The organism is Pseudoalteromonas sp. T1lg21 (assembly GCF_002964625.1).
Lineage (GTDB): Bacteria > Pseudomonadota > Gammaproteobacteria > Enterobacterales > Alteromonadaceae > Pseudoalteromonas > Pseudoalteromonas gelatinilytica.
In genome coordinates, this window is the sequence record NZ_PQBX01000001.1 from 386,465 (window position 1) to 401,819 (window position 15,355).

Consider the following 15,355-nt stretch of genomic DNA (forward strand, 5'->3'; position numbering starts at 1 on the left):
TGTGAAACCAGCAGCAAGACGTAAAGCACGTATCTTAGCACTTCAAGCCGTATACTCTTGGCAGTTAAGCGGTAACCCAATTGCTGATATTGAACAGCAAATGCTAATTGAAAATGATGTGACTAAGATCGACGTCGAATATTTCAAAGACCTAGCACGCGGTGTTGTTGTTAACTGTAAGCAATTAGATGAAATCGTTGCGCCACATTTAGCACGCCCAGCAGATGAGTTAGACATGGTCGAAAAAGCAATTTTACGTCTGTCTGCCTATGAGCTGAAATTCCGTGAAGACGTACCTTACAAAGTGGCAATCAATGAAGGCATTGAGCTTGCGAAGATGTTTGGTGCTGAAGACAGCCATAAGTTTGTCAACGGTGTACTTGATAAAGCAGTGAAAGACCTGCGTAAGTAAGTAGCCCCGTAAAGGAGAGCCGGCTTGGGCCGGCTTTTTTGTGTATGAAGGAATTTGAATTAATCAATCGTTACTTTAAGGGGCGTGGCATTATTCGCCGTGATGTGAACCTAGGTATTGGTGACGATTGTGCCTTAGTAACTGTGCCTGAAAACTGTCAATTGGCGGTAACAACAGACACCTTAGTTGCGGGCGTACACTTTTTTGATGACATCTCTGCGCGTGCCCTTGGGCATCGGGCGTTAGCTGTTAATTTAAGTGATCTTGCGGCAATGGGCGCTGAACCTACGTGGATTTCGGTTGGCTTAACCTTGCCTGAGGTAAATATAGAGTGGCTTGAAGAGTTCACTGAAGGTATGCATGAAATTGCAGAGTACTTCAATGTGCAAATCATTGGTGGTGATACCACCCAAGGCCCTTTAACCATTACAATCTGCGCTAAAGGCATTGTGCCTGAAGGTAAAGCACTACGCCGTAGCGGTGCTAAAGTTGGCGATTGGATTTATGTAACAGGCCCATTAGGTGATGCTGGTGTAGCTATTGAAGCCCGTAAACAAGGTCTTGATATTGCCCCTGAACATTTAAGCTATTTAAATAATCGCTTTGATTATCCGACGCCACGTGTAGCAGCAGGTCAGGTTTTGCGAGGCGCGGCCTCTGCGGCTATCGATATTTCTGATGGCTTGTTGGCAGATTTAGGCCATATTTTAGCGCTATCGCAAGTTAGTGCGGTGATCAATGTCGATAAAGTGCCTGTTTCTGATGCATTAAATTCGTCGATTCCACGTGCCGAGCAGTTTGATTATATCTTAAATTACGGTGACGATTACGAGTTGCTGTTTACTGTGCCTGAAAGCAATAAAAGCATGGTTGATATGAAATTACGCCAATATGGTGTTGAAGCAAGTTGTGTTGGGCAAATTAAAAGTGGCGAAGGTGAGATTGAGCTATTACTTGATGGTGAAAAGTTTAACTATCAAGGTAAGGGCTTTCAGCACTTCGCGAAGGAGCCGGTTTGAGCAGTAACCGTTTATTCAATTTAAAACGCCCACACCAATTTTTTGGTTTGGGTTTTGGCTTAGGCCTTGCCCCTAAAGCGCCAGGCACATTTGGTACTTTTGCTGCTTTGCCATTTATTTTCACCACGATGTACTTTCCGCTGTGGTTACAGATTGTGTTTGCAATCGTGATCAGCGTGTTTGGTATTTGGGCATGTGGTAAAACAGCAGATGACTTAGGGGTACATGATCATCCAGCCATTGTTTGGGATGAAGTTGCTGGTTATTATATCACCATGATTGGTGCTGCATTGAGTTGGCAGTCACTGTTGGTGGGTTTTTTATTGTTCCGCTTTTTTGATATCGCTAAACCAGGTCCTATCCGAATTTTAGATAGACGTTTACACGGTGGCTTGGGCATCATGGCTGATGATATTTTAGCAGGTGTTTTTTCATTAATTTGTGTTCAAGCCTTGTTTAAAGCTGGTTATTTACCTTTTTAAACGATGAGTTAAGTGTTACTTGGTGGCAAGTATATGATGCGATTTCTAGTTGTCTGTTTGTTGGTGTTTTGCAGCATGCCTGCGTTTGCATCTATCACAGAGTATGTGGTCAAACAGTGGAACATCCAAAATGGCTTGCCATCACAATCCTTAAAAAGTATTGCCCAAGATGAGCAAGGCTATATGTGGCTGGGTACCCAGTTTGGTCTAAGCCGCTTTGATGGTAACACGTTCACTAACTTCAATACGCAAAACAGCGACTTCCTGCCAAGTAATGGTATTAATAAACTATTAGTCGATAGCACAGGGTTACTTTGGGTTGGTACCAAAAATGGCTTGGTAACACTGGACCCTAAGACCATGATGTCGCAGACCTTTAATGTAAAAGGCCCGGTTCGCGATATTCTCGAAGATTCCAAAGGCAGCATTTGGATTGCAGCCAATGGCCTTTATTATGTTGCTCGAAATCAAGTCACACTCAATCAAAACTCCGCGTTAATTGTACCGGTCTCCAATGCCACCGCTATTACGCAAATTGTGGGTTCGGTGAGTCAAATGGCATTATCGCCAGAAGGCATTTGGCTGGTCAATGAGCGCCATTTATTGCGTTTAACCAATACTTCATCTGACTTTGCTAAATTACGATTAGAGCTTACTGCCAAGGTTTCATTACCTGAGCGTTTAGCACAAACCATTATTCATGATATGGCGTGGCTTGAAGGTAACTTATACCTTGCCTCAGAGCTGGGTGCCTACTTTCTTGATTTAGATGACGAGCTGCGTCCATTCCCACTGCCCAATGCGAGTAACTCTGCCGTTTATAAATTTATGAGTGACTCTGATGGGGCGCTCTGGATTTCGACTTACGGCCGACTGTTATTTCGTGATAACTCAGGGGATTGGCAATGGGTTGAGCCAAGCCAGCTCGACCAAAGCATTTGGTTTGCCGATATTTTCCGTGACAATCAAAATAACATTTGGCTGGCAAGCTTCAGTGAAGGCTTATGGCTTGCTCACGAGGGGCGTATTGAGCGTCACTCAGCTATCTCAAATATGACCGAAGCGGTGATGGCGATTAGCCAAGCACCTGATGGCAAATTATGGGTAGCTAACCGCAGCGGTGTCGGCTACTTCGATTACAACAAGAATTTTGTAAATCAAATTCCGAGTAATCAATTTGGTCGAGCTGCGGTACACGACTTACAATTTGATGGTGATCGTTTGTACATCGCAACAGGCCGCGGTGTGTTTTATTACGAAAACCAAAACTTGTATACGGTGCCGGGGCGAGCACTGCGCGATAACCCAGTATTCGCAATTAGCCGTTCTAGCAAAGGCGGTTTTTGGCTAGGTACAGGCCGCGGAATGTACCGCTTAAGTTATGGTGGTTTAACACCTTTTGCATACAATGCCTTCTTAAGTAGTAAATTTATTACCTATGTTCTGGATGAGCAAAACTTTGGCTTAATTGGCACCAGTAAAGGGGCGTATTACTTTACCGACCGCGGTATTGAAAAAATTGGCGACCAAACTAGCTTAGAAAGTGCCTACGTCACCAGTATTTTGAATATTGAAGGGGTGGGTATATTAATTGGCTCACTTAACGATGGTTTATTTTATCGCAGTACCAAAGGCCAATGGCGTCAGTTAGATGCGACCGATGGTCTACCTTATGGCTCTATTTTTAGTCTGGTTTACGATAAGCAATTAAAACGTATCTGGGTCAGCACCATGAAAGGCGTATACCGCATGCCGGTAGAGCAGTTTGGTACAGATATCGAGAGCTTAAAAGTAGAACAAGTGATTTCATCGTTTGACCGCCAACTAGATGGTAAAGCCAGTCAATGTTGTGCCGGCCTTGGCCACGATGCTGTAGCAGACACGGGTAACTCTATTTGGTACCCAAGCTTACAAGGTGTGGTAGAAATACCTAAGAGCGTTGAGCTTTTTGGTGTTCAAGCACTTAAGCCACGTATTGAAAGCTTGATCACGCCGCTTCGTCATTTAAGTACCGCAACCTTAGGTGATAAACCACAGCTGCAAATTGATGAACGCGATGTAACGTTAAAATACACCGCGATTGATTATTATGCCCCTTCAAGTATCGAGTTCCGCTATCGCTTAAGTGGCTTAGACAGTGATTGGCGTTATGCCAATACTCGTCGTGAGGCAATTTATACCAACTTACCGCCAGGGTCGTTTTTATTCCAACTTGAAGCAAAGCGCCGTGGTGAAGATTGGCAAAAAGCACGTCGTACTGAGTACAGCTTTGTAGTGCCGCGTCGTTTTGATGAGACTATTTATTTTAGACTCTTGATCACCAGTAGCTTTATTTTACTGTTCTACCTTGTATTTTGGGTATTTAGAGCGCAAGAGAAACGTAAGCAATTAGCGCTTGAAAGCTTAGTAACAGAACGAACCGTAGAGCTTCGAGAAGCCAACGATAAGCTTAACCAAGTGAATTCACAGCTTAAGTTAGTTAGTCACTCAGATGAGCTTACAGGGTTACGTAGTCGCCGCTTCTTATTTGATCAGCTCCCTAAAGATATCGAACACTTCCAGCGTAACTCGCAGTCATTGCAAGCGCAGGGTAAGTCGCTCGTTCTATTGATAATTAACTTTGATAACTTCAGTCGCATTAATGATGCGTATGGCCCCCTTGCTGGCGATAGCTGTTTACAACAAATGGCGACTTTATTGAATAGTCGTACTCAAGGTTCTGACTATGTTGCACGCTGGAGTGGCGATGAGTTTTTACTCTTACTACGTGACTTCAAACGCACAGCGATAGACAATTATGTGGCCGATTTATGTGAAGCAATTGCAGCAAACCCATTTAGATTACCGAATGGAGAATCGACCACCATTACTGCGTCGATTGGCTGGTCTTTCTACCCATTACCTTTATTGGGTGGCCAAGTTATTGGTTGGGAAACCTCAGTTAACCTTGCCGATATCGCACTGCACCAAGTTAAAAAGCGCGGTGGCGATGGCGTTGCAAATATTACCTTTGATGAGCAATTAGATGCGTTTGAGTTCGAGCAAAGCAACAATGTTGATCAGCAACTTAGTGCACTACAAGCTAATGGCTTAGCCGATATTAAAATTTGGATGCGCTAGCGTTTCTATTGGTATTAAAAAAGGAGCCTTAAGGCTCCTTTTTTGTGAATGGTGTTTGGCTTAAGCCATGAACTCTTTGATGCGAGTTAAGATACCATTTGCATCTAGGCCCATTTCGGCATGCATTTCATCTTGCGTACCATGCTTAATGAATTCATCTGGAATACCTAAGTTCAAGATAGTCACATTTGCTTTAATTGCAGCTAAGTATTCATTCACAGCAGAACCTGCACCGCCAGCAATGGCGTTGTCTTCTAAGGTAACAATCACATCATGGTTATTAAGTAACTCACTAATAGCATCAGTATCAAGCGGTTTGATAAAGCGCATATCAATGACTGTTGCGTTAAGCGCTTCTGCAGCTACTTTGGCGTTCTCTAAAAGCGTACCGAACGACAAGATGGCCACTTTGCTACCTTGTTTGATACTACGCGCTTTACCAATTTCAATCGCACTCATGGTTGATTCAACCTCACACGTGCCTGCACTACCACGCGGGTAACGAACAGCGACAGGTTGATTGCATTGGTAACCAGTATAAAGCATTTGACGGCACTCGTTCGTGTCGCTTGGTGCCATGATAACCATATTAGGAATACAGCGCATAAAGCTTAAGTCATAAGCACCTTGGTGAGTTTCACCATCTGCACCAACAATACCAGCACGGTCAATAGCAAATAAAACAGGTAAGTTTTGTAATGCTACATCGTGGATAAGTTGATCGTACGCACGTTGTAAAAAGCTTGAATAAATAGCAACAACAGGCTTCAAACCTTCACATGCAAAGCCAGCAGCAAGCGTTACAGCATGTTGCTCTGCAATCGCCACATCAAAGTATTGAGCTGGATACTCTTTTGAAAAACGTACCATGCCTGAGCCTTCACGCATCGCTGGGGTAATTGCCATTAGCTTGTCGTCTTGTGCTGCCATATCACATAACCAGTCACCAAACACATTTGAGAATGTGGCAGCGCCTGGTTTTGATTTTGGTAATTTTGACATGCTCGGATCAAATTTTGGTACGCCATGGTAACCAATTGGATCCGCTTCAGCAGGCTTATAACCTTTACCTTTTTGCGTTTTAATATGCAGTAACTGCGGGCCTTTAAGGTTACGCATATTACGTAAGGTATCAACCAACATATTTACATCATGACCATCAATTGGGCCGATGTAGTTTAGGCCTAATTCTTCAAAGAACGTGCCTGGAATGACCATACCTTTTAAGTGTTCTTCCATGCGGCTAGCAAGTTCTTTCACTGGCGGTAAACCTGAAAGCAGCTTTTTACTGCCTTCACGAATATTGGTGTAGAAACTACCAGATAAAATACGAGCAAAGTGATTATTTAGTGCACCTACGTTTTCTGAAATCGACATTTCATTATCGTTTAAAATAATTAACACGTTAGGGTTTACATCACCCATGTGATTCATTGCTTCAAATGCCATACCCGCCGTAATCGCACCATCGCCAATAACCGCTACAGTTTTACGATCTTTACCTTCTTTTTCAGCGGCAATGGCCATGCCTAAGGCTGCTGAAATTGAGGTGCTCGAATGGCCAACACTGAAAGTGTCGTAAGGGCTTTCTTCACGGAATGGGAAAGGGTGAAACCGTCTTTTTGACGGATAGTATGCATTTGGTCACGGCGACCCGTTAAGATTTTGTGCGGGTATGCTTGATGACCCACATCCCATACTAAACGATCTTCAGGAGTGTTATAAACATAATGCAGCGCAACTGTTAGTTCAACAGTGCCTAAACCTGATGCTAAATGACCACTACTTTGCGAAACCGAGTTAAGTAGGTATTCGCGTAACTCTTTACTAAACGCAGGTAACTTGTCTTGCGCTAAATCACGCAGTTGTGCTGGTTCGTCAACCAAACTTAATAATGGATACTTGCTACTATCAAGTGTCATGATTTTTTATACATCCTTCGCTAACCAGAGTGCATTATAGCCCATTGCTGCTCTGATTTTTTAGTTATTTTGTCTTTCTTTTGTAGGCATTAATAATTACGTTCAACGATATAGCTAGCAAGGCTCGCCAGTTCGCTGGTGTCGTAATCAATTGCCTCAAGAGCTTGATGAGCTTGAGCCAGTAAATCTTGTGCTTTTTGCTTTGCGCCAGCCATACCTAATAAAGCAGGGTAAGTTGCTTTATTAGCTGCAATATCTGAACCTTGTGGTTTACCCAATGTTTCAGTATCAGCTTCTACATCAAGGATATCGTCTTGTACCTGAAAAGCCAGTCCTATTGCTTGGCCAAATAGGTTTAATTGCGCGAGGGTATGTTCATCGCAATTTTTAGCACACAACGCACCAAGTGTAATTGCACAATTAAGTAATGCGCCTGTTTTTAGCTGGTGAATGCGCTCCAGCTGTTCAACAGTAATTTGTTTATCGGTCGCTTCGATATCCAGTGCTTGTCCACCTACCATACCCTCAATACCTGAGGCTTTGCTTAACGAGGCTATCATTTTTACTTGTTGCGTAGCTGAAACTGCAAATTGATGGTTGGCGATTAAATCAAATGCCAGTGTTTGTAATGCATCTCCGGCAAGTATGGCTTGCGCTTCCCCGTAAACAATATGACAGGTAGGACGGCCACGTCTTAAGTCATCATCATCCATGGCAGGTAGGTCATCATGGACTAATGAGTAGCTATGAATACACTCAATAGCAGCGGCAAGAATATCAAGATCGGCTTTATCTGCGCCCATCATTCGGCCAGTTGCATAAACAAGGTAAGGACGTAAGCGCTTACCACCATTTAAAACACCATAATGCGTGGCTTCTTTGATGGTTTTTTCGGTATTAAGTGGTCGTTCGAAATAGCGATTTAAATGTGCTTCAACGTCTTCTCGAGCGCGTTGTAGTTGTTCTTTTAATTGCACTTAATTAGTCCAGGTTTGAATCAAAATTGCTAAGAGGCGCTTGGCTATCGTTGCCCATTAATATGGCAACCTTTTGTTCGGCTTGTTGTAACTTACCAGATGAAGCATTTGCCAACGCAATGCCGCGTTCAAACTGTTTGAGTGACTGCTCTAGCGACAGTTCACCTTGCTCCATTTGTGCAACAATTTGAGATAATTCATCCAGTGCTTCTTCAAAGCTTAAGTTTTCTGGTTTCTTTGTTGCCATTGTGGCCTCGATAGCTGTTAGAAAGTGAGGCCAATTTTAGGGGGAATGCTAAACTAGGTCAAAGAATGATGTGTTTTTTTACGCATAATCCATTTTCAATATGCTATTTTTACGGTTTTAGATACAGCTTAAACTTGTAGCTTAAAAATCTTACATTAAAATAAAATTAATTCATTTAATGATTTAAGTATTTCAATTGCTTGCCGATAAGCAGTTAATAATAAAAATTTGATGCCTATGGGTGTCGTGTAATTGTTCCTCTGGAGGGGTATGTGGATTTAGCAACCATAATAGGTATTCTTGGTGCCATAGGCTTAATTGCTATGTCGATGGTGTTAAGTAGTGACGGCCAAGTTGCAATGTTTTACAACACGCCTTCGGTGGTCATTGTATTTGGTGGTTCGATTTTTATCGTATTATCAAATTTCACTATGGGGCAATTTTTGGGCATTGGTAAGGTCGCTGCGAAAGCCTTTATGTTCAAAATTGAATCGCCAGAAGAATTAATCGAAAAAGCAGTAGAATTAGCTGACTCAGCACGTAAAGGTGGTTTCTTAGCATTAGAAGAAGCCGAAATCCCTAACGGCTTTATGCGTAAAGGGGTTGATATGTTAGTGGATGGTCATGATGCTGATGTGGTACGAGCTACACTGCAAAAAGATATTTCCCTTACTGCTACTCGCCATGAAATTGGTGCAGGCTTATTTAAGTCCCTCGCCGATATCGCTCCAGCGATGGGGATGATCGGTACACTGATCGGTCTGGTTGCTATGTTGTCAAACATGGATGACCCTAAAGCAATCGGTCCTGCAATGGCGGTTGCTCTTTTAACAACACTTTATGGTGCTTTCTTAGCAAACGTTGTTGCTATTCCTATTCAGGTAAAACTAGAGCTGCGTAAAGATGAGGAAGCGCTTAACCAACGCTTAATTCTTGATGCAGTACTGGGTATTCAAGATGGCCAAAACCCGAAAGTGATTGAAGGTATCTTGAAAAACTACTTGGCTGAATCAAAACGTAAAGTTGATACCGAGGAGTAGGGGATGTCTGATCAAGAGTGCAAATGCCCACCACCAGGCTTACCTGCTTGGATGGGAACTTTCGCAGATTTAATGTCACTATTAATGTGTTTCTTTGTACTCTTACTTGCCTTCTCTGAAATGGATGTACTGAAGTTCAAGCAAATTGCCGGCTCTATGAAGTTTGCTTTCGGTGTACAAAATAAAATAGAAGTAAAAGATATTCCTAAAGGAACCTCAGTCATTGCCATGGAGTTCACGCCTGGTAAGCCTGAACCCACTCCAATTGAAACGATTCAACAACAAACCGTAGAAATGACGCAGCAAATGCTTGAGTTTCAGGCCGGCGACGAAAGCTCTGCCGGTGGTCGTCAAGAGCAACGTGGTAACAAGCGTGGTGGTGAGTCACAAAGTACGGCTCAGCAACAAGCCTTGGAACAGTCAATTTCTGCGGCTGATCAAGAACAAACAAATGAACTTGTGAAGAAAATTGCCCAGCAGCTAGAACAGCAAATAATGGATGGGGCAATTGAGCTTGAGTCATTAGGCCAACAAATTATTATTCGCATTCGAGAAAATGGTTCATTCCCGTCTGGCAGTGCGTTTTTACAGCCAAAATTTAAACCGATTATTCGAGATATCGCCACGCTGTTAAAAGATGTGCCGGGCGAAATTACCGTGTCAGGGCATACTGATGATTTCCAAGTATCGAATGAGCTTTATACGAATAACTGGGATTTATCATCAAAACGCGCAGTGGCAGTCGCCAGTGAAATGGAAAAAGCACCAGGCTTTGATAAGTCACGAATGGTCGTGGTAGGGCATGCTGAAACAAGGCCCCTTGTACCGAATGTGACCGATGAAGATCGTAAACGAAATCGCCGTGTTGAAATCTCTATCATGCAAGGCAAAGCACACGAATCTGACCCTATTGATGTAAGGCCGTAAATCAATTAAAGTGAAACTTCATTAACACATGTAATGGAGTATAAAAATGAAAAAAGTTGATAAATATAGCTACATGCCAGGCAATGGTGATGGCGGTGATGATGATAAAACTGATTAAGACGCTTTATTGTGCCTGATTGGTTTGAACAAATTAGAGTTATCTTGAGCAATAGCTGGGTGTTCATTTTGAGCCCAGCTATTATTATTTTTTATCTTCGTAAAGACTGGCCTGCATTTTACTTCTCTGTCATTACTGCCGCCTTTTTCCTATACGGAACTCTTATTTATTCTGCTTTAAAAGCATTTGATGACATTTATATCTGGCGCTATGTCGTTTGGGCTTTTAATGATATTGCTTGGATGGCTGTCATTGCTTACTTAGGTATTAAAGATAAAGTTTACTTATGGCAAAGTGCTTTAGGGCAATTGGTTGTGATAATGGCGCCCATTTTGCAATTGTTCCGTTTAGTTGACCGCCATTTGTGGGATTTGTCATACAGCACGTACATGTATAAGACTCTGCTACCGCTAATCAATATTGGGACTGTGGTCGTCTGTTACCTTCCACTTATTTATCTATTTACTCGACGTAGCCCACAGACGTAAGCCATTCCTTAGTTAAAATTCCTGTGCTAGACTACTGTTTATAAAAACAGTATTTAGTGTTGCGTTATGAAACTCTACATTGCCGAAAAACCGTCCTTGGCGCGAGCCATTGCAGATGCATTGCCTAAACCACAAAAAAAACAGGATGGTTATATAGAGCTTGCTAATGGTGATTGTGTTTCTTGGTGTATTGGTCATTTGCTTGAACAAGCAGAGCCAGATGATTACGATGCAAGTTTTAAAAAGTGGCGATTTGAGCACTTACCAATCGTGCCAGAACAATGGCAATTAAAGCCTAAAGCAAAAACACGCAAACAACTTACGGTATTAAAAAAGCTAATCAAGCAGGCAAATATAATTGTTCATGCTGGCGACCCTGATCGCGAAGGCCAGTTATTGGTTGATGAGGTAATTGAACAGGTCAAATTAAGCCAAGCTAAAAAACAGCAAATTCAACGACTATTAATCAGTGACTTAAACTTAAGTGCAGTGAAAAAAGCGCTGAATAACTTAAAATCGAATCGCGATTTTATTCCCTTGAGCGTATCAGCCTTAGCTCGCTCACGTGCCGATTGGTTATTTGGCATGAATTTGACTCGGGCTTATACGCTTGCTGGGCAAAAAGCTGGATTTGGTAATGTGTTATCTGTTGGACGTGTACAAACGCCTATCTTAGGTTTAGTCGTTAATCGTGATAATGAAATCGCTAATTTTGTAGCAAAACCTTTTTACGAAGTTTTAGCACACCTTGAAACAGAGCAGCAGCAAACATTTGCTGCTAAGTGGCAACCAAGTAAAGCATGCGAACCTTATCAAGATGAAGAGGGTAGAGTATTGCATAGAGGGCTTGCTGAAAATGTTGTATCACGAATAACTAATCAGCCAGCTAAAGTTGCTGAGCTTGAGCAAAAGCAAAAAAAGCAACAAGCCCCGCTACCTTATAATTTATCCGCTTTACAAATTGATGCGGCAAAAGCATTTTCAATGCCAGCGCAAAAGGTGCTCGATACCTGTCAAAGTTTATATGAACGTCATAAGTTAATTACGTATCCTCGTTCAGATAATCGCTATTTACCAAAAGAGCATCATAAAGATGCAGTTAAAATTATTGCTGCTATTGCGAATAATGAAGGGCAAGCAAGTGAAGCTTGCAAGCAAGCCGATATGAGTAAGCGGAGTAAATGCTTTAATGATAGTAAGGTTGCAGCTCACCACGCCATTGTTCCTACCGAAAAACAACTTCGCACAGCCTCATTAAATAGTGACGAACAAAAAATCTATCGGTTGATCTGCCGTCATTATTTAATTCAGTTTTATCCAGACTATCTATTTAACGAAACCAAAGTAACGGTCGAAATTGCGGGTGGGCTTTTTAAAGCAGCGGCTAAGCAAGATGTTAGCTTAGGCTTCAAAGCATTAATGGGCAAAACCGAATTAAAAGATGAGCAGACCTTACCGCCACTTGAAAAAGGTCAGCAGCTGCATTGTAATCAAGGTGAAGTGGTAGATAAAATGACAACACCGCCAGCACACTTTACTGATGCTACCTTATTAAGTGCTATGACAGGTATCAGCCGCTATGTGAAAGACCCTGAAATTAAAAAGATCCTCAAAGAAACTGATGGCTTAGGCACTGAGGCTACACGGGCAGGTATTCTTGAACTTTTATTCAAACGCCGCTTTTTAGAGCGTCAGGGTAAAAACATTCTAGCTACCGCAACAGGTAAAGCTCTCATAAGTACATTACCAGAGCAGCTTGCTAGCCCTGACTTAACAGCTAAGTGGGAAGCGTCGTTAGGGAATATAGCTGAGCAACATATGAGTTATCAGCAGTTTTTAACGCCATTACTAGCAGAGCTGCATGCTTTAGTTGAGCAAGCAAAGCAGTGCGACAGTCACGTATTCGCCCAATTACCAAAAACGCCGCAAAAGCGACGTTTTAAAAGAAAAGCTAAGCCTAGAGCCAAGTCAGCCTAAACTACTTTTTGTTGAATAGGGCAACCGCGGCGTTACTCATCGCTGTAATGCCAGTAGGAAGCGCCTTCTTGTAATCAGGCGCAAACTTACTTGAGTGTAATGAAGGTAATGTTGCGCCAGATTGCATTGCTGCATCATATTGACTCGGTTCAACACCACCTAACCAAAACAAAGTAATTGGTACGTGCTGCTCTGTACGACCATAAAGACCAAAGTCTTCACCTGCCATGACAGCTTCAGTTTCAAGTACATTCTCTTCACCAATAGCGTTAGCAATTGCTGAACGCACTAGGTTGGTTTGAGCTGGATTATTATAAGTTGAAGGAATTGATTCGTCTTCATGTACATAGACTTCAGGTGCTAAGCTTTCATCAAGGCCAGCACTTAATGCTATGCCTTTAGAAATTCGTTTAATCGCCGCGATTTGTTGTAAACGAACTTCAGGGTTATAACTGCGCAGTGTCAGTTGTAGTTTTACTTCATCCGAAATGACATTGTGTTTAGAGCCACCGTGAATTGAGCCAACAGTAATAACTGACGGTTCTAATGGTGACAATTCGCGGCTCGTAATTGTTTGTAGTGCTAGTACAATGCGCGAAGCAATCACAACAGGGTCTATTGTTGTATGAGGATAGGCACCGTGACCGCCTTTACCCTTTACAGTAATATCAACAGAGTCAACACTTGCCATCGTATATTCAGTTTTCATACTGACTTTACCAGCTGGAACACTCGCACTTACATGTAACCCAATAACATGGTCTGGGGTAGGGTACTTAGTAAAAAGCCCTTCTTTAAGCATTGCTTTTGCACCACCGCCTACTTCCTCTGCGGGTTGTGCGACCATCATTAGTGTACCTTGCCACTGATCTTTGTGGGTCATTAACTGTTGTGCTGTGCCAATAAATGAACTCATGTGAATATCATGACCACAACCATGCATTACGCCAACGGTTGCACCCGTATCATTAGTGACTGTTACTTTAGAAGCGTAAGGCTTACCGGTTTGTTCAACAATTGGTAATCCGTCAGTATCAGTGCGGATCATAATTGTAGGGCCATCACCATTTTCATAAATCCCAACAACGCCGTAACCCCCTACATTATCTGTAACAGTAAAGCCTAGTTGTTTTAATTGCTTTGCTATCTTTTGGCCTGTTTGTTTTTCGTGGTACGACAGTTCAGGAGATTGATGCAAGTCTAAATAGAGCTTTTCAATCTCAGGCATAGTTTGTTGAAGGTTTAAATCTAGTGTTGTTGCTTGTGCGAATGGACTAAGAAGTAATAAAGCTGCAGAAATAGCAGATAATTTCATAATGACCTCGACCTGTGGGACTTGTAATTGTTATGTTTGCCACTATATAAAAACCTAAATACTTATATAGTGCAATCAATCAAATGAATAATATGATAAATCTTACCCCGCAAAATTTGCAGCAAGCTTTGGGTGAAACATCCGCTGAAAAATTAGTGTTACTTACTTTTTACTCTGCGCAAAATCCTGAGTGTCATCAGCAAGCTGCTATTTTAGAAAAAATCGCACATGAATATGGTGAGTATTTATTAGTAGCAACATTAGATTGTGATGTTGAGCAGGCACTTGCTGGGCAGCTTGCTCAGCAAATCGGTTTGCAAGCATTACCAACGCTTGTGATGTTAAAAGATTCAGCACCTGTCGATATGTTACCGGGTGCTCAAACAGAACAGCAAATTCGTGATGCGCTTGCAAAACATTTACCAGCACAGCACGAGTTATTATTAGAGCAAGCTAAACAAGCGTTAATTAATCAAGATTTAAATAATGCTTTTAATTATGCAAAGCAAGCTTACGAGTTAGATCCAAGCCATACGCGTGTAAAATTAGTATTAGCTGATATCTGTATTCAGATACATAAATTAGAAGATGCGCAAGCATTGTTAGCTTCAGTTGCAGAAAATGAACGAGATGCGTATTTCACAAATATTCAAGCAAAGTGTGAACAAGCATTAGCTGCAACAGATTCACCTGAAATAAAAGCACTACAAACGAAAGCTGAAAAATACCCAAATGATCTTGAGATTAAACTAGAGCTAAGTAATGCCCTCAATAATGCGGGTCGTAAAGAAGAAGCTTTAGAGATGTTATTTAATGTACTTAAAAAAGATCTTAATTACGCAGATGCAAAACCAAGCTATCTAGAAATTATCGCTTCTTTACCTGATGGCGATGCCTTGGCATCTAAGTATCGCCGTAAGTTATATAGTATCTTGTACTAATCCATTATTGATTGATAAAAGCGCCATTAAAAATTGTGGCGCTTTTTTTATTTAAAAACTTGCGTATTACCTAATTTCGATAATACTTAAGATCCTCTCGAGAAAAGTTGGCTGTATTTTGTACAGTAAACTGTGTTTTTTACTGCCTTTAGCTTGTTTTTTGCGCGAAAGGTAAGTTTTTAGTAGTTTTCTACAAAAAGTGCTTGCGTTAATTCTTCGCATCCCTATAATGCGCATCCACTGACACGGCGGGCAGCAATGAAAAGCGCTGAACAAGGTGACAGAGAGTTAAGTAAAACTTCGGTTTAAAACGGTCTAAAAAGAAAGTTTAAAATTAAGTGTTGACTCGAAAATTTAAGGATGTATTATA

Annotated in this window: 12 protein-coding genes and 1 pseudogene; 9 read left to right on the forward strand and 4 right to left on the reverse strand. The window is 41.8% G+C overall.

What is annotated here, in order from left to right:
• The first annotated feature begins 1 nt into the window (after position 1).
• The 4 genes from nusB to C2M25_RS01780 are packed head-to-tail and all read left to right on the forward strand — an operon-like array spanning position 2 to position 5,033.
• Positions 2-412, forward strand: coding sequence for a transcription antitermination factor NusB (nusB, locus tag C2M25_RS01765; protein WP_105180229.1), 411 nt, complete (start codon positions 2-4; stop codon positions 410-412).
• Positions 413-456: 44 nt separating this feature from the next.
• A complete protein-coding gene (gene thiL, locus C2M25_RS01770; protein ID WP_063702253.1) occupies positions 457-1,431 on the forward strand; it encodes a thiamine-phosphate kinase in 975 nt (324 codons plus the stop codon).
• Entirely contained in the window at positions 1,428-1,913 is a 486-nt protein-coding gene (locus C2M25_RS01775) for a phosphatidylglycerophosphatase A family protein (protein WP_063702255.1), read from the forward strand. Before thiL ends, C2M25_RS01775 begins: the two co-directional genes overlap by 4 nt.
• Positions 1,914-1,946: 33 nt before the next feature.
• Positions 1,947-5,033, forward strand: a complete 3,087-nt coding sequence (locus C2M25_RS01780; RefSeq protein WP_105174562.1) for a ligand-binding sensor domain-containing diguanylate cyclase — start codon at positions 1,947-1,949, stop codon at positions 5,031-5,033.
• 60 nt (positions 5,034-5,093) lie between these two features.
• Here C2M25_RS01780 and dxs read toward each other — a convergent pair.
• From dxs to xseB, 3 genes and pseudogenes are all read right to left on the reverse strand, one after another.
• Positions 5,094-6,955: pseudogene (dxs, locus tag C2M25_RS01785) on the reverse strand (1-deoxy-D-xylulose-5-phosphate synthase).
• An 89-nt stretch (positions 6,956-7,044) separates the two neighbouring features.
• Positions 7,045-7,932, reverse strand: coding sequence for a (2E,6E)-farnesyl diphosphate synthase (gene ispA, locus C2M25_RS01790; RefSeq protein WP_063702262.1), 888 nt, complete (start codon positions 7,930-7,932; stop codon positions 7,045-7,047).
• 4 nt (positions 7,933-7,936) lie between these two features.
• A complete protein-coding gene (gene xseB / locus C2M25_RS01795; protein ID WP_054552565.1) occupies positions 7,937-8,179 on the reverse strand; it encodes an exodeoxyribonuclease VII small subunit in 243 nt (80 codons plus the stop codon).
• Between the two features lie 272 nt (positions 8,180-8,451).
• Between xseB and pomA the strand changes: the two genes are divergently transcribed.
• The 4 genes from pomA (at position 8,452) to C2M25_RS01815 (ending at position 12,729) form a co-directional block, all read left to right on the forward strand.
• Positions 8,452-9,219 (forward strand): flagellar motor protein PomA, encoded by a 768-nt coding sequence (pomA, locus tag C2M25_RS01800; protein ID WP_063702264.1) that lies wholly within the window; start codon positions 8,452-8,454, stop codon positions 9,217-9,219.
• A gap of 3 nt (positions 9,220-9,222) precedes the next feature.
• Positions 9,223-10,146, forward strand: coding sequence for a flagellar motor protein MotB (locus tag C2M25_RS01805; protein ID WP_063702266.1), 924 nt, complete (start codon positions 9,223-9,225; stop codon positions 10,144-10,146).
• A gap of 129 nt (positions 10,147-10,275) precedes the next feature.
• Positions 10,276-10,752 carry a hypothetical protein gene (locus C2M25_RS01810; RefSeq protein ID WP_105180230.1) on the forward strand — a complete coding sequence of 159 codons (477 nt, stop codon included), beginning with the start codon at positions 10,276-10,278 and terminating at the stop codon, positions 10,750-10,752.
• A gap of 66 nt (positions 10,753-10,818) precedes the next feature.
• The gene (locus tag C2M25_RS01815) at positions 10,819-12,729 is read left to right on the forward strand and encodes a DNA topoisomerase III (protein ID WP_105180231.1); all 1,911 of its coding nucleotides are present in this window, start codon (positions 10,819-10,821) and stop codon (positions 12,727-12,729) included.
• Position 12,730: 1 nt separating this feature from the next.
• Here C2M25_RS01815 and C2M25_RS01820 read toward each other — a convergent pair whose 3' ends face one another.
• On the reverse strand, positions 12,731-14,044 hold the full coding sequence (locus C2M25_RS01820; RefSeq protein ID WP_063702272.1) for a M20 metallopeptidase family protein: 1,314 nt from the start codon (positions 14,042-14,044) through the stop codon (positions 12,731-12,733).
• Between the two features lie 83 nt (positions 14,045-14,127).
• On the opposite strand from C2M25_RS01820, the gene C2M25_RS01825 reads away from it, so the two are divergent.
• A complete protein-coding gene (locus C2M25_RS01825; protein ID WP_105180232.1) occupies positions 14,128-14,985 on the forward strand; it encodes a tetratricopeptide repeat protein in 858 nt (285 codons plus the stop codon).
• Positions 14,986-15,355: the final 370 nt, after the last annotated feature.

Coding starts and splice junctions, on each gene's coding strand:
- C2M25_RS01815 (WP_105180231.1), top strand. CDS start 10,819: ATGAAACTCTACATTGCCGAAAAACCGTCCTTGGCGCGAGCCATTGCA.
- C2M25_RS01780 (WP_105174562.1), top strand. CDS start 1,947: ATGATGCGATTTCTAGTTGTCTGTTTGTTGGTGTTTTGCAGCATGCCT.
- C2M25_RS01820 (WP_063702272.1), bottom strand. CDS start 14,044: ATGAAATTATCTGCTATTTCTGCAGCTTTATTACTTCTTAGTCCATTC.
- xseB (WP_054552565.1), bottom strand. CDS start 8,179: ATGGCAACAAAGAAACCAGAAAACTTAAGCTTTGAAGAAGCACTGGAT.
- C2M25_RS01805 (WP_063702266.1), top strand. CDS start 9,223: ATGTCTGATCAAGAGTGCAAATGCCCACCACCAGGCTTACCTGCTTGG.
- thiL (WP_063702253.1), top strand. CDS start 457: ATGAAGGAATTTGAATTAATCAATCGTTACTTTAAGGGGCGTGGCATT.
- C2M25_RS01825 (WP_105180232.1), top strand. CDS start 14,128: ATGAATAATATGATAAATCTTACCCCGCAAAATTTGCAGCAAGCTTTG.